Source organism: Streptomyces sp. NPDC088124, from assembly GCF_040685895.1.
Lineage (GTDB): Bacteria > Actinomycetota > Actinomycetes > Streptomycetales > Streptomycetaceae > Streptomyces.
Genome location: NZ_JBFBJB010000092.1, coordinates 1 through 17,972 on the forward strand (window position 1 = coordinate 1; position 17,972 = coordinate 17,972).

13 protein-coding genes and 1 pseudogene are annotated in these 17,972 nt (G+C 71.7%); 10 read left to right on the forward strand and 4 right to left on the reverse strand.

Features of this window, described 5'->3' with window-relative positions; translation table 11 throughout:
- Positions 1-94: 94 nt before the first annotated feature.
- Positions 95-2,146, reverse strand: a complete 2,052-nt coding sequence (locus AB0P17_RS41005) for a bifunctional aldolase/short-chain dehydrogenase (RefSeq protein ID WP_365819816.1) — start codon at positions 2,144-2,146, stop codon at positions 95-97.
- Positions 2,147-2,294: 148 nt separating this feature from the next.
- The gene (gene rhaI / locus AB0P17_RS41010; protein WP_365819818.1) at positions 2,295-3,464 is read right to left on the reverse strand and encodes an L-rhamnose isomerase; all 1,170 of its coding nucleotides are present in this window, start codon (positions 3,462-3,464) and stop codon (positions 2,295-2,297) included.
- A gap of 276 nt (positions 3,465-3,740) precedes the next feature.
- Here rhaI and AB0P17_RS41015 point away from each other — a divergent pair, with 276 nt between their 5' ends.
- From AB0P17_RS41015 to AB0P17_RS41055, 9 genes are all read left to right on the forward strand, one after another.
- Positions 3,741-5,306 (forward strand): sugar ABC transporter ATP-binding protein, encoded by a 1,566-nt coding sequence (locus AB0P17_RS41015; RefSeq protein WP_365819820.1) that lies wholly within the window; start codon positions 3,741-3,743, stop codon positions 5,304-5,306.
- Positions 5,303-6,352, forward strand: a complete 1,050-nt coding sequence (locus AB0P17_RS41020; RefSeq protein ID WP_365819822.1) for an ABC transporter permease — start codon at positions 5,303-5,305, stop codon at positions 6,350-6,352. The genes AB0P17_RS41015 and AB0P17_RS41020 overlap by 4 nt, the downstream gene beginning before the upstream one ends.
- Entirely contained in the window at positions 6,336-7,418 is a 1,083-nt protein-coding gene (locus AB0P17_RS41025) for an ABC transporter permease (RefSeq protein ID WP_365819824.1), read from the forward strand. The genes AB0P17_RS41020 and AB0P17_RS41025 overlap by 17 nt, the downstream gene beginning before the upstream one ends.
- Before the next feature lie 89 nt (positions 7,419-7,507).
- Entirely contained in the window at positions 7,508-8,593 is a 1,086-nt protein-coding gene (rhaS, locus tag AB0P17_RS41030) for a rhamnose ABC transporter substrate-binding protein (protein WP_365819826.1), read from the forward strand.
- A 17-nt stretch (positions 8,594-8,610) separates the two neighbouring features.
- Positions 8,611-8,931: an L-rhamnose mutarotase gene (locus tag AB0P17_RS41035; RefSeq protein ID WP_365819848.1), complete on the forward strand. Its 321-nt coding sequence runs from the start codon at positions 8,611-8,613 to the stop codon at positions 8,929-8,931.
- Positions 8,932-9,047: 116 nt separating this feature from the next.
- The gene (locus AB0P17_RS41040; RefSeq protein ID WP_365819828.1) at positions 9,048-10,466 is read left to right on the forward strand and encodes a BNR repeat-containing protein; all 1,419 of its coding nucleotides are present in this window, start codon (positions 9,048-9,050) and stop codon (positions 10,464-10,466) included.
- A 37-nt stretch (positions 10,467-10,503) separates the two neighbouring features.
- The gene (locus AB0P17_RS41045; protein WP_365819830.1) at positions 10,504-11,940 is read left to right on the forward strand and encodes an L-fucose/L-arabinose isomerase family protein; all 1,437 of its coding nucleotides are present in this window, start codon (positions 10,504-10,506) and stop codon (positions 11,938-11,940) included.
- On the forward strand, positions 11,940-12,965 hold the full coding sequence (locus AB0P17_RS41050; protein ID WP_365819832.1) for a LacI family DNA-binding transcriptional regulator: 1,026 nt from the start codon (positions 11,940-11,942) through the stop codon (positions 12,963-12,965). Before AB0P17_RS41045 ends, AB0P17_RS41050 begins: the two co-directional genes overlap by 1 nt.
- A 134-nt stretch (positions 12,966-13,099) precedes the next feature.
- Positions 13,100-14,167: a glycoside hydrolase family 19 protein gene (locus AB0P17_RS41055; protein WP_365819834.1), complete on the forward strand. Its 1,068-nt coding sequence runs from the start codon at positions 13,100-13,102 to the stop codon at positions 14,165-14,167.
- 116 nt (positions 14,168-14,283) lie between these two features.
- Here AB0P17_RS41055 and AB0P17_RS41060 read toward each other — a convergent pair whose 3' ends face one another.
- Positions 14,284-15,342, reverse strand: a complete 1,059-nt coding sequence (locus AB0P17_RS41060; protein ID WP_365819836.1) for a YihY/virulence factor BrkB family protein — start codon at positions 15,340-15,342, stop codon at positions 14,284-14,286.
- Between the two features lie 263 nt (positions 15,343-15,605).
- Positions 15,606-15,896, reverse strand: a complete 291-nt coding sequence (locus tag AB0P17_RS41065; RefSeq protein WP_365819837.1) for a chaplin — start codon at positions 15,894-15,896, stop codon at positions 15,606-15,608.
- Between the two features lie 214 nt (positions 15,897-16,110).
- Here AB0P17_RS41065 and AB0P17_RS41070 point away from each other — a divergent pair.
- Positions 16,111-17,784 (forward strand): annotated as a pseudogene (locus AB0P17_RS41070) (SpoIIE family protein phosphatase); the annotation flags it as partial.
- Positions 17,785-17,972: the final 188 nt, after the last annotated feature.

Consider the following 17,972-nt stretch of genomic DNA (forward strand, 5'->3'; position numbering starts at 1 on the left):
AATGTGCCGAGACGGAGCGAGCGGAGCGAGTGCAGTGCACCAGACGCCGCGAGCCCCGCCCTGCGGGCGGACGGCGCTACTTTCGCAACACGCCCTAGCGCAGGAACGCCGCCGCCACACCCGCGTCCACCGGGATGTGCAGACCGGTGGTGTGGCTCAGTTCGCCGCCCGTCAGGACGAAGACCGCCGCCGCCACATGGTCCGGCAGCACCTCGCGCTTGAGGATGGTCCGCTGCGCGTAGAACTCGCCCAGCTTCTCCTCCGCCACCCCGTACACGGCCGCGCGCTCGGCGCCCCAGCCGCCCGCGAAGATCCCGGAGCCGCGGACCACCCCGTCCGGATTGACCCCGTTGACCCGGATCCCGGCCCCGCCCAGTTCGGCGGCGAGCAGCCGGACCTGGTGGGCCTGGTCGGCCTTGGTCGCCGAGTACGCGATGTTGTTCGGGCCCGCGAACACCGCGTTCTTCGACGCGATGTAGACGATGTCCCCGCCGAACCCCTGGTCGGTCATGACCCGGGCCGCCTCCCGCGAGACGAGGAACGAGCCGCGGGCCATGATGTCGTGCTGGAGGTCCCAGTCCCCGGCCGTCGTCTCCAGCAGCGGCTTGGAGATCGAGATGCCCGCGTTGTTGACGACCAGGTCCACCCCGCCGAAGGCGAGCGCCGCCGCGTCGAACGCAGCCCGGATCTGCTCCTCGTCCGTCACGTCGACGGTCACCGCGACGGCCCGGTCCGCGCCGCCGAGTTCCTCCGCGACGCTCGCCGCGCCCTCGGCGTTGAGATCCGCGACCACGACACACGCGCCCTCGGCGGCCAGCCGGTGCGCGACGGCCCGGCCGATCCCCGAGCCCGCCCCCGTCACCAGCGCGACCCGGGTGGCCAGCGCCTTCGGGGCCGGCATCCGGCGCAGCTTGGCCTCCTCCAGCTCCCAGTACTCGATACGGAACTTCTCGAACTCCTCGATGGGCGCGTACGTGGAGACTGCCTCGGCACCGCGCATCACGTTCACGGCGTTCACGTAGAACTCACCGGCGACCCGGGCGGTCTGCTTGTCCTTGCCGAACGAGAACATCCCGACGCCGGGCACCAGCACGATCGCCGGGTCGGCGCCGCGCATCGCCGGCGAGTCCGGCGTGGCGTGCCGCTCGTAGTACGCCCGGTACTCCGCCCGGTACGCGGTGTGCAACGCGGCCAGCCGCTCCCGTACCTCCTCCAGCGGCGCCCCGGCGGGCAGGTCGAGCACCAGCGGGCGGACCTTGGTGCGCAGGAAGTGGTCCGGGCAGGAGGTGCCCAGCGCGGCCAGCCGCGGGTGCTCCTCGCGCGACAGGAAGTCGAGGACCGGCTCCGTGTCCGTGAAGTGGCCGACCTGGGGCCGGTCGGTGGAGGCGAGCCCCCGGATCAGCGGGGCGAGAGCGGCGGCCTTCGCGCGCCGCTCGGCCTCGGGCAGCGGCTCGTACCCCTCCCGTACGGGGCCGAACGGCTCGGGCGCGCCACGCTCCGCCAGGAACGTCTCGGCGGTCCGGATGATGTGCAGCGAGTTGCGCTCGCACTCCTCGGAGCTGTCGCCCCACGCGGTGATGCCGTGCCCGCCGAGCACACAGCCGATCGCCGCCGGGTTGGCCTTCTTGACCGCGGCGATGTCCAGGCCGAGCTGGAAGCCGGGACGCCGCCACGGCACCCAGACCACGGTGTCGCCGAAACACTCCGCCGTCAGTTTCTCGCCGTCGGCCGCGCAGGCCAGCGCGATCCCCGAGTCGGGGTGCAGGTGGTCCACATGGGCCGCGTCCACCAGCCCGTGCATCGCGGTGTCGATGGAGGGCGCCGCCCCGCCCTTGCCGTGCAGGCAGTAGTCGAACGCGGCGACCATCTCGTCCTCGCGCTCCACCCCCGGATAGACCCCGGTCAGCGCGCGCAGCCGGTCCACGCGCAGCGCGGCGAGACCACCGGCGGTGAGGGTGCCGAGGTCTCCGCCCGACCCCTTGACCCACATCAGCTCGACGGCGTCGCCGGTCACGGGGTCGGTGGTGGATCCCTTGGCGGAGGTGTTGCCGCCGGCGTAGTTGGTGTTGCGCGGATCGGCGCCGAGCCGGTGCGAACGCTCCAGCAGTTCGGCTGCCGCCGGGTGGATGCGGGGCTGGTCGGTCATCATGTCCCTCTGTGATGTACGGACTTCGGGCGGAGAAGGCGAGAAGGCGAGAAGGCGAGAAGGGGAGAAGCGGGAGAAGGCGCGGACGGAACGCCGGACAGGCGGACGGAGCCGCTCCGAGGAGTACGGTGCCGCTCCGCAGCCCGCCTCAGGCGCCCCAGCCCGCCTGTGTCCCGCCGACCCGCTCGGCGATGATCTTCTTGCCGTAGCCGGAGGCGTGGTACGCGGCGACGGGGTCGGCGTCCGCGCCCAGTTCGGCGCGTGCCTCGGCCACCAGCGGGCGTACGTCCGTGTTGAAGGCGTCCATGAGCGCCGCGTTGGCCGCCAGTACGTCGCCCGCGCGCTGGGCCGCGTCCAGCGCGTCCGCGTCCACCAGCAGCGCCTTGGCCGTGGCCTCCTGGACGTTCATCACCGAGCGGATGATCGCGGGGATCTTCTCCTCGATGTTGTGGCACTGGTCCAGCATGAACGCGGTGTCCGCCGTGTATCCGCCGCCCCTGATCACCTCGTACATGATCCGGAAGAGCTGGAAGGGGTCCGCGGCGCCGGCCATCAGGTCGTCGTCCGCGTAGAAGCGGGAGTTGAAGTCGAAGCCGCCGAGCTTCTTCTCACGCAGCAGCAGCGCCACGATGAACTCGATGTTGGTGCCCGGCGCGTGGTGCCCGGTGTCCACCACGACCTGGGCCTTCTCGCCCAGTTTGAGGCAGTGCGCGTACGCGGTGCCCCAGTCCGGCACGTCCGTGGCGTAGAAGGCGGGCTCGAACAGCTTGTACTCCAGCAGCATCCGCTGGCCCTCGCCGAGCCGCTCGTACACCGCGGACAGCGCCTCGGCGAGCCGCCCCTGCCGGGCGGAGATGTCGTCCTGGCCGGGGTAGTTGATGCCGTCGGAGAACCACAGCTTCAGATCGCGCGACCCGGTGGCGTCCATGACGTCCACGCACTCCAGCAGATGCCCCAGCGCCTTGCGGCGCACGGCGGCGTCGGGATGGGTGACCGAGCCGAGCTTGTAGTCGTCGTCCTGGAACACGTTCGAGTTGATCGCCCCGATACGCAGCCCCAGTTCGCGCGCGTGGGCGGCGAGCGCGCCGTAGTCGTCCACGCGGTCCCAGGGGATGTGCAGCGCCACCGACGGCGCGACCCCTGTGTGGGCGTGCACCCGCGCGGCGTCCGCGAGCTTCTCCCGCGGCGTGCGCGGCACACCCTGCTGCGTGAAGACCTTGAACCGTGTGCCGGAGTTCCCGAACGCCCACGACGGCGTCTCGACTGCCTGCGACTTCAGCGCCGCCTTCACAGCGGACACGGCGGATCGACCCGTCATCTCTCAGCGCTCCCGTGGTGCGGACTCGCGTGGCGAGTCAGTGTCACGATCCTTTATGAATCGTTTCATCGCGTGAAGCTATGGGAGTCCCTGACCGGTGTCAACCCTCCGCGCGTCACCTTTGAACGCTGTGAAGCATGCCCCCTTCGGTCCGACTCCAAAATGTCGAGCACACCCCATTGACTGTGCGGACCAACGCCGTTTAGCTTCCGTGCAACCTCATTGAAACCTTTCAGGGCGGGTGGCACAACGCGTCCCCCTCGCTGAGGAGTCCCTATGAACGAGCCCGTCACGGGCCCCGGTACGGATCCCGCACCGGCCACGGATGCCGGACCGGACCCCGCCCCCGTCCTGGCCCTGCGGGACGTGAGCAAGTCCTTCGGTGCCGTACGCGCCCTGCGGGACGTCTCCCTGCACCTCCTGCCCGGTGAGGCGCACGCCCTCGCCGGGGAGAACGGCGCCGGCAAGTCCACGCTGATCAAGACGCTCGCCGGGGTGCACAGGCCGGACGCCGGCGAGATCCTCCTCGACGGCGCGCCCGTCGTCTTCCACGGCCCCGCCGACGCCAGGGACGCGGGCATCGCCGTCATCTACCAGGAACCCACGCTCTTCCCCGACCTGTCGATCGCCGAGAACATCTTCATGGGCCGCCAGCCGCGCCGGAGCCTCGGCCGGATCGACCACCGGGCGGTACGGGAGACCACCGCCGCCCTGATGAAGCGGCTCGGTGTGGAACTCGACCCCGACCGGCCCGCCCGCGGGCTCTCCATCGCCGACCAGCAGATCGTCGAGATAGCCAAGGCGCTCTCCTTCGACGCACGGGTCCTGATCATGGACGAGCCGACCGCGGCGCTGACGGGCGGCGAGACCGCCCGGCTCTTCTCCGTCGTACGGACCCTGCGCGCGGAGGGCGCCGCCGTCCTGTTCATCTCGCACCGCCTGGAGGAGATCTTCGCTCTCTGCCAGCGCGTCACGGTCCTGCGCGACGGCCGCTGGATCTCCTCACGGCCGCTGGCCGGGCTCACCGAGGACGACCTCGTCCGCTCCATGGTCGGCCGTGAGCTGGGGGAGCTCTACCCCAAGCAGCGGGCGGCCGTCGGCGGGACCGCGCTGTCGGTACGGAGACTGACCCGGGAGGGCGTCTTCCGGGACATCTCCTTCGAGGTGCGGCGGGGCGAGATCGTCGCCCTGGCAGGGCTGGTGGGCGCGGGCCGCAGCGAGGTGGCCCAGGCCGTCTTCGGTGTGGACCGGGCCGACGCGGGCGAGGTCGAGGTCGCCGGGCGTACGCTGCCCGCCGGATCGCCGACCGCCGCCATGGCCGCCGGGCTCGCCCTCGTCCCCGAGGACCGCCGGCTGAACGGCCTCGTGATGGACCTGTCCATCGAGCGGAACATCGGCCTCACCGGGCTCGACCGACTCGGCCGCGGCGGCCTGGTCCGCCGGGTCCTGGAGCGTGGCCGGGCCGCCGACTGGGCCGTACGCCTCCAGCTCAAGTACAACCGCCTCGCCGACCCCGTCGGGGTGCTCTCCGGCGGCAACCAGCAGAAGGTCGTCCTCGCCAAATGGCTGGCGACCGAACCCGCCGTGCTCATCGTCGACGAACCCACCCGGGGCATCGACGTCGGCACCAAGGCGGAGGTGCACCGGCTGCTCTCCGCCCTCGCCGCGGACGGACTCGCCGTCCTGATGATCTCCTCCGACCTCCCCGAGGTGCTGGGCATGGCCGACCGGGTGCTCGTCATGCACGAGGGGCGGCTCACCGCGGAGATACCCCGGGCCGAGGCGAACGAGGAGACGGTGATGGCGGCGGCGACCGGCCTGAACGGGAAGGCGGCGGCATGACCATCCTGACGGACCGGCCCGCCACGGACACCCAGGACGCCACCTCCGCCCGCTCCCTCGTGGACGCCGTGTTCCGGGCCAGGGAGATCAGCATCGCCGGGGCGCTGGTCCTGCTCATCCTCGGCACCTGGATCTCCAACCCGCGCTTCCTCGACGACCAGGGCGTCAAGGACCTCCTGCTCAACGCCTCCATCCTGGTCCTGCTGGCCGTCGGCCAGTCCGTGGTCGTGGTGACCCGCAACATCGACCTGTCGGTCGGCTCGGTCGTGGGGCTCTCCGCCTTCGCCTGCGGCAAGTTCGTCGCCGGCACCGACCACGGCGTCCTCACCGTCCTGCTCCTGGGCATCGCCCTCGGCGTGGCCTGCGGACTGGTCAGCGGAGCCCTCGTCAGCTTCGGCCGGGTGCCCGCGCTCGTGGTCACCCTGGGCATGCTCTACATCATCCAGGGGCTCGACTACTGGTGGGCGCAGGGCGACCAGATCAGCGCGAACGACGTCCCCGACCCGATCCTCGGCCTGGGCAGCGGAAGTGTCCTCGGCGTCCCCTACCTTCCGCTGATCGCCGTCGCCGTGCTCGCCGGCACCGCGTACTACCTGCGCGGCTACCGCTCGGGACGCGAGCTGTACGCGATCGGCTCCAACCCCGAGGCCGCCCGGCTCGCCGGGGTCCCGATCCGCCGCCGGATCCTCGGCGCGTACGCCTTCTCCGGGGCCGTCGCCGGGTTCGCCGGCGCCCTGTGGCTCGCCCGCTTCGGCACCGTCGTCGCGGACAACGCCCACGGCTGGGAACTCACCGTCGTCAGTGCCGTCGTCGTCGGCGGCGTCGCCATCACCGGCGGCACCGGCACGGTCTGGGGCGCCGCGCTCGGCGCGCTGCTCCTCACCACCATCGGCAGCGCGCTGATCGTCCTGAAGGTCGACGCGTTCTGGCAGGGCGCCATCACCGGCGCGCTGCTCCTCGCGGCCATCAGCGTCGACCGGATCGTCTCCCTGCGCATGACCGCAGCACTGAGGAAGAGGAGCGCCCGACATGGGAATGGCGCCTGACACACGGACAGCGCCGCGGCCCCCGGCGCAGACGCCGGAGCAGCGCACCCCGACCGCGGCCGAGCGCGTCCGGGCCGTGGGACTGCGCTGGGACACGGCGGTCGGCGCCCTGCTGGTCGCGGTCTTCGTCGTCGGCCTCGGCACCACCGACGGGTTCGCCTCCGGCGAGAACCTGGCCTTTGCCTTCAACGACATCGCCGAGGTCGCCCTCATCGCCCTGCCCATGACCCTGCTGGTGGTGGCCGGGCAGGTCGATCTCTCCGTCGCCTCCATGCTCGGCCTCGGCAGCGCGCTGACCGGCTCCCTGTGGAACGCGGGCTGGGCCTTCGAGACGATCGTCCCCGTGGTGCTGCTCGTCGGAATCGCCGGAGGGCTCCTCAACGGCTGGCTCGTCACCCGAGTGGGGCTGCCCTCGCTCGCCGTCACCATCGGCACGCTCGCCCTCTACCGCGGCCTCGCCTCGGTCGCGCTGGGCAGCGACGCCGTCACCGACTTCCCCCGGGTGTACGCCGACTGGGCCGTGGACACCACCACGGTCCCCGGCACCTTCCTCACCTATCCCGTGGTGCTCTTCATCGCGGCGGCCGTGGTCACCGCCGTGGTCCTGCACGCCACCACCTTCGGCCGGTCACTGTTCGCGATCGGCGCCCAGGAGGAGGCCGCCTACTTCGCCGGCATCCGGGTCAAGCGCTTCAAACTGATCCTCTTCGTGCTCACCGGCGCGGTCTCCGCCTTCGCCGGTGTCGTCTTCACCCTGCGGTACGGCAGCGCCCGCGCCGACAACGGTCTCGGCTTCGAGATGCTCGTCATCGCCTCCGTACTGCTCGGCGGCGTCGACTTCGACGGCGGCAAGGGCACGCTCTTCGGCGCGGTCGCCGGGGTGCTGCTCATCGGGGTCCTGAAGAACCTGCTCACGCTGAACGACGTGCCCAACGAGGTCCAGGTCATCGTGACCGGGCTGCTGCTCGTCGCCTCCGTACTCACCCCCCGGGTCATCGCCGCCGCCTCGGAACGCAGACACCGGCGCGCACTCGGCGCCCCCGGCACCACCGTCCCCGAGCCCTGAGCCCCTGTCCGCCCGTCTCTGCCGGGCGCCCCGAGCCCCCGCCCGCCCGACTCCTCCGCCTGCCGAGCCTCCCGAAAGGTCCGCCCGCCATGCCGATCCGTACCGCTGCCCGACGCCGCGCAGCCACCGCCGCCACCGCCTGTGCCCTCGCCGTCGCGCTGACTGCCTGCTCCGGCACGACCAAGGACAGCGCGGAGAAGGACACCGCGACCGCCTCCGGCACCGCGGCCAAGGCCGACCCGGACGCGCCCCTGAAGAAGGGCCTCAAGCTCGCGTTCCTCCCCAAGCAGATCAACAACCCCTACGAGAAGATCGTCGACGAGGCGGGCATCGCGGCGGCGGGGGAGTACGGCGCCACCGGCAAGGAGGTCGGCCCCTCCGACGCCAACGCCTCCTCCCAGGTCTCGTACATCAACACCCTCATCCAACAGCGCCAGGACGCCATCCTGATCGCGGCCAACGACCCGAACGCCGTGTGCGGACCGCTCAAGCAGGCCATGAAGAAGGACATCAAGGTCGTCGCGTACGACTCCGACACCGCCAAGGACTGCCGCCAGCTCTTCATCAACCAGGCCAGCTCCGAGGAGATCGGCCGCAGCCTCGTCCAGCACCTGGGCGAACAGATCGGCTTCCAGGGCAAGATCGCGATCCTCTCGGCCACCCAGAACGCCACGAACCAGAACACCTGGATCGAGTTCATGAAGGACGAGCTGAAGCTGCCCAAGTACAAGAACATGCAGCTCGTGAAGGTCGCGTACGGGGACGACGCCGACCAGAAGTCCTTCCAGCAGACCCAGGGACTCCTCTCGGCCTACCCCGACCTCAAGGGCATCATCTCGCCCACCACCGTCGGCATAGCCGCCGCCGCCCGCTACCTCAGCGACTCCTCGTACAAGGGCAAGGTCGTCCTCAACGGGCTGGGCACGCCGAACCAGATGCGCAAGTACGTCAAGGACGGCACCGTCGAGCAGTTCTCCCTGTGGAACCCGGAGGAGCTGGGCTACCTCGGCTCGTACGCCGCGGCCTCCCTCGCCTCCGGGCAGATCACCGGCGCCGAGGGCGAGAAGTTCACGGCGGGCAAGCTCGGCGAGTACACGATCGGCAAGGACGGAGAGGTCATCCTCGGCGAGCCGACCGTCTTCGACAAGAAGAACATCGACAAGTTCGACTTCTGATCGCAAGGGTGACTTCCGTGCAACGCGTCTGCTTCCTGCTGAAGGTCCGCCAGGATCGCATCGCCGAGTACCGCGAACGGCACACCGCCGTCTGGCCCGACATGCTCGGGGCGCTGTCCGCCTGTGGCTGGCGCAACTACTCGCTCTTCCTGCGCGACGACGGCCTGCTCGTCGGCTACCTGGAGACCGAGGACTTCGCGGCGGCCCAGGCCGCCATGGCCGCCACCGACGTCAACACCCGCTGGCAGAACGAGATGGCCGACTTCTTCGAGGCGCTGGACGGCGCCAAGCCGGACGAGGCCATGCGGCCGCTCACCGAGGTCTTCCACCTCGCCTAGAGTCCGCTCCCCGGGCGGGGCCCGCCGTCCCGCCCGGGGCCTCCCGCCCGAGGCCCCGTCCGGCGCTCCGGATCAGCCCCCGCTCACGACCCGCAGGACGAAGGAGAGATCCGCGCATGAGGCCCCTGACCGCCGTGCTGCCCGCCCTCGCACTCCTCGCCACCGCCGCACTCCCCGGTTCCGCAGCCGCGGCGGAACCCGCGCCGGCGGTCACCCGGGTCGCCGACACCCAGCTCGACAGCCAGGCCATCTACTTCGTCTCCTTCGACGGCCTGGTCAACAACAACTCCTTCCAGAAGAACGGCCTGCTGACCTACCGGGGCTTCCAGTACGCCGCCTGGTACACGGCCGACCGCACCGCCGTCGTCGGCCGCCGTGCCCTGGGCGCCGCCTCCTGGCAGACCGTACGGCTGCCCCACCGGCTCACCGTCAACGACTCCCACAACGTCATCTCCATGGGGCTCTCGCGCGCCGACGGCCGGCTGCACCTCAACATGGACTCGCACAGCAACGGCTTCTTCTACGTCAAGTCGGCCGCCGGACTCATGGACGACCCGGCCGGACGCGCCTGGAACAGCGGCCAGTTCGGGGCCGTGCAGACCACGCTCGACGGCCTTCCGCTCACCTCCCAGTTCACCTATCCGCAGTTCGTCGCCACCCCCGAGGGCCGCCTCCAGCTCAGCTACCGCGTCGGCGTCTCCGGCAACGGCCGCAACGCGCTCGCCGAATACGACGGCACGAAGTGGACCGCTCTCGGCGAATGGGCGGGCTCCACCGGCACGTACACCAGCGAGCACGGCTCCAGCACCGCCCGCAACATGTACCTCCACGGCATCGACTACGGCGCCGACGGCCGGCTGCACGCCTTCTTCACCTGGCGCGAGCAGAACAGCGCCGTCATGTGCAGCGGCGGCGGCCTCACCAACCACGACACGGGCTACGTCTACAGCTCCGACCGCGGTCGCACCTGGCGCACCGCGACGGGCGGCGTGGTCGGCACCACCGGCGGCGCCGACCAGGTGACCGTCGGCGACGCCGGCACGGTCGTCGACCCGCTCAACCCCGACCACTCGCTGATGAACCAGGAGAGCCAGGCCACCGACTCGGCCGGTCTGCCGCACGCGATCATCAGCTACGTCCCCGGCCGCTTCGGCCAGTGCACGACCGATTACGTGGCCGACCGCACCGCGAACGGCCGCGCATTCCACCTCTTCAAGAACGCGGCGGGCACCTGGAAGAAGACCGAGATACCGGTCGCGCCCGGCTCCACGCAGCGCACCCGCCTCGTCCTCGACCGGTACGACAACGCCTACGCCGTCATGCCGTACGGCCGGATCGTCGCCGCCTCCAAGGCGTCGGGGTACACCGACTGGAAGACCTTGTTCGACGGTGCGGGTCTGAACGCCTTCGGTGAGGTCGTCGTCGACGAAACGCGCATTGCCCAGGACGGTGTCCTGTCGTTCATGTACCAGCAGAAGTCGAGCGGCACCACTCCTTCGGCGATCCGTGTCATCGACTTCCGGCTGCCGTCCTGACGCACCGTCCCGTCCTGAGAGGCCCAGAGGTATCGCCATGACCGCAGGTTCGCCCGCACGTACGCCCGCCGTAGCCCGCAAGCCGAGGATCGGACTGGTCGCCGGAGGACTGGGCGCCTACTGGCCCCAGTTCCCCGACCTCCTCCCGCAGCTCCGGCGGTCGGCCGCCCGGGTCGCCGACCGCATGAGGGAGTTCGACGCCGAGGTCGTCGACGTCGGCTTCATCTCGGACGCCCGGGAAGGAGCCGAGGCCGCCGCGAAACTGCGCGCCGCCGACTGCGATCTGATCGTCGGCTTCCTCACCACCTACATGACGGCCACGATGCTCGTCCCCGTCGCTCAACGCAGCGGCGCGCCGGTCCTGCTGATCAACCTCCAGCCCTCCCCGGCCATGGACCACGCCTCCTTCGACACCGGGAAGTGGCTGGCCTACTGCGGCGCGTGCCCGCTGCCCGAGATGGCCAACGCCTTCGAGCGGGTCGGCGTGCCCTTCCGCTCCGTCTCCGGCCATCTGGAGGACGAGCGCGCCTGGCGGCGCATCGGCCGCTGGATCCGCGCCGCGGGGGTCCACGCCGTGCTGCGCGGCGGCCGGCACGGCCTGATGGGCCACCTCTACCCGGGGATGTACGACGTCTCGACGGACCTCACCATGGTCCCGGGACAGCTCGGCGGCCATGTCGAGGTCCTCGAATTCGACGACCTCCGGGTACGGGTCGAACAGGTCGGCGACGACGAACTCACCGCGAAACTGGAGGAGACCCGGGAGGTCTTCGAACTCGCCGACTCCGTGGTCGAGGAGGACCTGCGCTGGGCGGCCCGGGTCTCCGTCGGACTCGACCGCCTCGTCGCCGACTTCGACCTGGACTCCCTCGCGTACTACCACCGCGGCCTGGCCGGCGAGATCCACGAGCGGCTCGGCGCGGGCATGATCCTCGGCTCCTCGCTGCTGACCGCGCGCGGGATTCCGGCCTGCGGCGAGTACGAGCTGCGGACGTCCCTGGCCATGCTGGTCACGGACCGGCTCGGCGCGGGCGGCTCCTTCACCGAGCTCCAGGCCCTCGACTTCGACGCCGGGGTGGTCGAGATGGGCCACGACGGCCCCGGCCACCTCGCCATCAGCGCGCGCCGGCCCCTGCTGCGCGGACTCGGCGTCTACCACGGCAAGCGCGGCTGGGGCGTCTCCGTCGAGTTCGACGTACGGCACGGGCCCGTCACCCTGGTCGGCATCGGCCAGAGCCGCGACGGCCGGTACCGGCTGATCGCCGCCGAGGGCGAGGTGGTCGACGGACCGCACCTGGAGATCGGCAACACCACCTCGCGCGTCGACTTCGGCTGCGACCCGGGCGAGTGGACCGACGCGTGGAGCGCCAGCGGCGTCGGCCACCACTGGGCCCTGGCCACCGGCGCCCTCCTGCCGGAACTGCGCGCGCTGTCCGGCCTGTCCGGCCTGGAGCTCGTGGAAGTCTCCGTCTGATGCGCCGTCCGGTGGGGATCAAGGACGTGGCCGGCGCGGCCGGTGTCTCCGTGGGCACCGTCTCGAACGTGATCAACCGCCCGGAGTCCGTCACCGAGGAGACCCGCCGGCGCGTCCTGTCCGCCATCGAACGGCTCGGTTACGTGCGCAGCGAGTCCGCGCGCCAGCTGCGCGCGGGCCGCAGCCGCATCCTGGCCGTGCTCGTCCTCGACATGGCCAACCCGTTCTTCGTGGACGTGGCCACCGGCGCGGAGCGCTCCGCGCGCGCGGCGGGGCTCGGCGTGATGCTCTGCAACAGCGCGGAGTCCCCGGCCGAGGAGGCCACGTATCTGACGCTCTTCTCCGAGCAGCAGGTACGGGGCGTCCTCGTCACCCCGGCCGACCTGAGCGGCCGGAACCTCGACGCCTTCCGCCGCCACCGCATCCCGTTCGTCCTCGTCGACCGCATCGTGCCCAGCGCCGACGGCTGTTCGGTCTCCGTGGACGATGTGAGCGGCGGCGCCCTGGCCGTACGCCATCTGCTGCGCGGCGGTCACCGTGACATCGCGTATGTCAGCGGCCCGATGCGTCTCGCACAGTGCCGCAACCGCCGCGAGGGCGCGCTGCTGGCCTTCGCGGAGGCGGGGCTGCCGACCGGCGCGCTGCGTCAGGTGGAAGCCGCGCGCCTCGACGTCGCCGCGGGACGGGACGCCGGGGCGCGGCTGCTGGGCATGGATCCCCGCCCCGGCGCGGTGTTCTGCGCCAACGACCTGCTCGCGCTCGGGGTGCTCCAGACCCTCTACCACGCCGGCGTCCGGGTGCCCGAGGACATCGCGCTCGTCGGTTACGACGACATCGAGTTCGCCGCGGCCGCCGCCGTACCCCTGACGTCGGTGCGTCAGCCCGCCGTCCAGCTCGGCGCGGACGCGGCCGATCTGCTCATCGAGGAGACCGGGGAAGCCGCCGACGCGCATCTGCACCGGCGTATCGTGCTCCAGCCCGAACTGGTCGTCCGTTCCTCCACGTTGGCGCGTTCACGCTCTTGACGGCCGGTAAGTGACGTCACGCCACCTCTCCACTTGGTCTAGACCTTGACAGGTGCACGCGATTCCGGTTGGTTCTGTCTCACCCCCCATGGCGAGCGCCGCCCCACGGCTGCTCGCGCGAAGGAGTGAGTCGTTTGAGACAGCGCGCACTTGCATTCCTGACGGCGATGGCAGCGGCCCTCGCCCTCGTGGTCTTCCTGCCGGCCTCGTCGGCCTCCGCCGCCGCCTGCGCCGGCGGCTGGTCGGCCTCCGCCGTCTACACCGGCGGCGCCACCGCCTCGTACAACGGCCGCAACTGGTCGGCCAAGTGGTGGACCCAGGGCGAGGCCCCCGGCACCAGCGACGTCTGGGCCGACCTCGGCGGCTGCGACGGATCGAGCCCCGGCGGCGGCTCCGGCACCAGCTGTGACTACCCGGCGTGGGCCGCGGGACGCTCGTACGTCACCGGTGACATCGTCCGGTACACCGACGGCAAGCTGTACCGGGCCGAACACGACAACCCCGGCTACGACCCGGTCATCAGCACCTGGTACTGGGAGCCCTACACGTGCACCGGCGGGCCGTCCGAGCCGCCGTCGCAGGGCTCGTTCGTGGTCAGCGAGAGCCAGTTCAACCAGATGTTCCCGAGCCGGAACCCCTTTTACACCTACAGCGGGCTGACCGCCGCGCTCAGCGCCTACCCCGGGTTCGCGAACACCGGCAGCGACACGGTCAAGCGGCAGGAAGCCGCCGCCTTCCTCGCCAACGTGAGCCACGAGACCGGCGGCCTCGTCCACATCGTCGAGCAGAACACCGCCAACTACCCGCACTACTGCGACGCGAACCAGCCCTACGGCTGCCCCGCCGGACAGGCCGCCTACTACGGGCGCGGGCCCATCCAGCTGAGCTGGAACTTCAACTACAAGGCGGCGGGCGACGCGCTCGGCATCGACCTGCTCCGCAACCCCAACCTGGTGCAGAACGACGCGGCCGTGGCCTGGAAGACCGCCCTCTGGTACTGGAACACCCAGACGGGTCCGGGCACGATGACCCCGCACAACGCCATGGTCAACGGCCGTGGTTTCGGTGAGACCATCCGTTCCATCAACGGCAGCATCGAGTGCAACGGGGGCAACCCCGGACAGGTGCAGAGCCGCATCAACAACTACCAGCGCTTCACCCAGATCCTCGGGACCACCCCCGGATCCAACCTGAGCTGCTGACAGCCGGACCACCGCGTGTGTATGTGACAGGGCCGGTGCGGGCGCGGAGCCCGCACCGGCCCTGCCGCGTGCGCCACACCGTACGGCCGGACGCGTACCGGCCATTCGGCCATCCGTTATCCGGTCCGCCGCGCGGCCGTCGCGGGGAGCTCCGCGAGAGGGGGCTCGGCCCCCGGGGCACGCGCCGGAACGTCCGCGGCCTGCCCCGGCCCCGGCACCGATCCGGCCGTCCCGTCGCCGCGCCCCGCCGCCCCGCGCGCCAGCTCGGCGTTGAACTGCGCGCCCGCGAGCAGCGAGAGATTGGTGACCCACAGCCAGACCAGGAAGACGATGACCCCGGCGAGCGAACCGTAGAGCCGGTTGTACGTGCTCGCGTGCGCCGTGTAGACGGCGAACGCCGCGGAGGTCAGCAGCCAGAGGACCACCGCGAGGATCCCGCCGGGCAGCGCGCGCCGCAGCGTCCGCGTCCCGCGCGGGCCGGTACGGAAGACCATCAGCACCAGCACCGCCGCGATCGCCAGCAGCATCGGCCACTTCAGCGCGCTCCACACCAGCCGCACCGTCGAGCCCATCCCCAGCATCCGCCCCACCGCGTCGGCGGCCTCGCCGGTGAGGACCAACGTGATGGCGCTGGTGACCAGCAGTGCCAGCAACCCGCACGCGGTCAGCGCGATCCGCGGCGCGGTCCGCCACGGCGGCCTGCTGTCGACGGCGCCGTGCATGGCGTGCAGTCCCCGGCGGAACACCCCGAGGTAGCTGGAGGACGACCAGAGCGCGCCGACCGTACCGAGCGACACCAGCAGCCAGGCCGCGGAGCGCTGCCGCGCCATCTCCTCCAGCGAACTGCGCACCAGGTCCCGGGACTGCCCGGGCACGATGGCCGCCACCTGGTTGGCCAGTTTCCCGCTGGCGTCGGGTCCCGCCAGTCCGATGGAGCAGACGGTGACCAGCAGCGCCGGGAAGATCGCCAGAACCGCGTAGTAGGTGAGCGCGGCGGCCCGGTCCGCGGCGTCGTCGTGCCACAGCGCGAGCGGCGTACGCTTCAGCGCGCCTGCCAGCCGGCTGCCCCGGGCCGACCGCGCCGGCCGGCTGCCCCGGCCGGCGCCCGGCTCCGCCCCCTCCGGGCCGTCGCCGGACCGCGACGCTCCGCTGTGCCCGGGTTCCTCGGCGGACAACGCTGCCTCCCGCGTGCTCGAATGTGGTGCCGGCCGACGACCGGCCGCAGGTCACAGCCTGCCTCATCACTCCAGCCGGCCCCGACCCGGTCCACGGTCACCGCGACCCCGGCCACTCAGGCTGTGCCTGTACCACTACGACGCCCGACCGTACGCCGCCCCGGGCCGGTACGTGCGACGGCCTCCCGCGTGTGCACGCGGGAGGCCGTTCTCAGAAGGGCGCGCGGTCCCGGGTCCCGGGACCGCGCGCTGTCGTGCCGGTCTCAGCCCTCGTGGCCTTCGTGGCCTTCGCGGCCTTCGCGGTGGTGCTCGCCCGACAGGTTGGCGCACTTGTTGCCGAACGCCGGGTTGAGCAGACCGACCAGGTCGATGGTGTTGCCGCAGAGGTTGATCGGGATGTGCACGGGCACCTGGACCACGTTGCCGGACAGGACACCGGGCGAGCCGATGGCCGCCGCCTCGGCACCGGCGTCGGCAGCGGCCATACCGGCGCCACCGGCCAGGACGGCAGCCGTGCTGACGAGAACGGCGGTGGCCTTCGCGATACGCGACATCAAGTATCTCCTTGAACGTTTCGAGGGCGGCCGCACGATGTGCGGCCTTCACGCACATCAACGCACTGGCTCACGCGGGGTAACGGACACCCCGCGATTCGGTGCCGCTCGGCCGGATCATCACCTGGTCAGCGCAGTGGCCGGTACGGAGGTCCGTGGGACGGGGCCATGTCCCCGGGGAGTGGCCCGGGCCGATCGGTGAGATGGTTGCTGCATGGCTGATCGGGGCGCACCTCGGGCTGCCGTACCGCTGCCGGACGACTGGCCGGTCCGCCCGGACCGGAGCCTGGCCCTCAACCGCGTGGGCAGCTTCGACTGGGACCTCGACAGCGGGCTGCTCCACCTCGATCCGGCCGCCCTCGCCGTGCTCGACCTGCTCCCCGGTGAGTACGACGGCGATCCGGCGGCCCTCACGCGCCGGATCCCGCACGCCGAGGCCGCCCGGCTGAAGGCCCTCGTGGCCCGCGCCCTCAAGGCCGGCACGGCCCGGCCCAGCGCGTACTTCCGGGTCAGACTGCGGGGCGGATCCTCGCGCTGGGCCCATGTCCAGGCGTATCTCGGCCGCGACGCCGTGGGCCGGACCCGCCGGATCATCGGCGTCGTACGCGGCGCCGAGCGCGAGCTGGCCCAGGCCGCCGCGCGGAGCGATCTGACCGAGGCGCGGCGCAGACTGACCGGAGTGGTGTCCCGCACCACCGCCCTGCTGGCCCGCGCGGAGAGCGTCGAGGACGTCCTCGACGTGCTGCGCGACCCCCAGGCGCTCGGTCACCTCACCGCGGTGAGCGTGATGCTCGGCGTGGTCGAGGGCGGCCGGATCCGGCTGGTCGCCGAGGGGCGCGCCGGATCGTACGTCCCGCGTCTGCGCTACACCCGGGTCGACGAGGCGTTCCCGATGAGCGAGGTGGTACGGACCCGGCGGCCGCGCTTCATCGCCTCGCGCGAGGAGTTCAGGACCTCCTACCCGCTGCTCTGGCCCTTCATCGAATCGCTCTCCGTCGTCTCCGGCGCCTACCTGCCGCTGATCGTCCAGTCCACCCCGATCGGGGCGCTCGGGCTGCTCTCCCCGCTGCCCGGCGCCTTCAGCGACGAGGAACGCACCCTGCTGCTCGCCCTCGGCAGCTCCATCGCGCAGAGCCTCCAGCGCGCCATGCTGTACGAGCAGCGGCACGACCTCGCCGAGGGGCTCCAGCAGGCGATGCTGCCCCGGCGGATCCCGGAGGTCCCCGGCGCGCTGACCGCCGTACGGTACCGCTCGGCGCGGCTCGGCCGGAGCGTCGGCGGGGACTGGTACGACGTACTGCCGCTGCCCGGCGGCCGGGTGGGGCTGACCATCGGCGACGTCCAGGGCCACGACACGGACGCGGCCGTCGTCATGGGCCAGTTGCGGATGGCCCTGTGGGCGTACACCGCCGAGGGCCACCCGCCGCCGACCGCGCTGGCCCGCGCTTCGTCGCTCCTCCGCGAACTGGGCACCGAGCGCTTCGCGACCTGCACGTACGTCGAGGTGGACCTGGTCGGAGGGGAGCTGCGGATCGTGCGCGCCGGGCATCTCGACCCGCTGCTGCGGCACGCCGACGGACGCTGCGAGTGGATCGGGACCGCCGGCGGGCTGCCGCTCGGCCTCTCCGCGGAGTTCGCCGGTCACGGCGCCATCGACTACCCGGTCACCGAGGCGGTGCTCGGCCCGGGCGAGACCCTGCTCCTGTGCACCGACGGCCTGGTGGAACGGCCGGGGGTCGACCTCGGCGAGAGCCTCGAAGCGCTCCGGCGGACCGTACGGACGGGGCCCGCGGAGCTGTCCGCCCTGGCCGACCTGCTCTTCGACGTGGTGGGCGGGCCCGGGGGCGGGGACGACATGGCCCTGTTGCTCCTGCGCCGCACCGCCGCGCGGGGCGTCGGCGGCCGGCCCTGATCCCGGGCGCGCCGTGACCTGACGGACCGGCGCGGCGTTGACCCGTTCGACCGCGTCACCGCGTGTTCTCCACATCGTTCCCGCGAACCCCTGGTTCATTGGCGTGTGCACGGCAATCCTGGGCGTGTCCGCGAAGCAGCGTTCAGCCATGTCTACTCACCGTC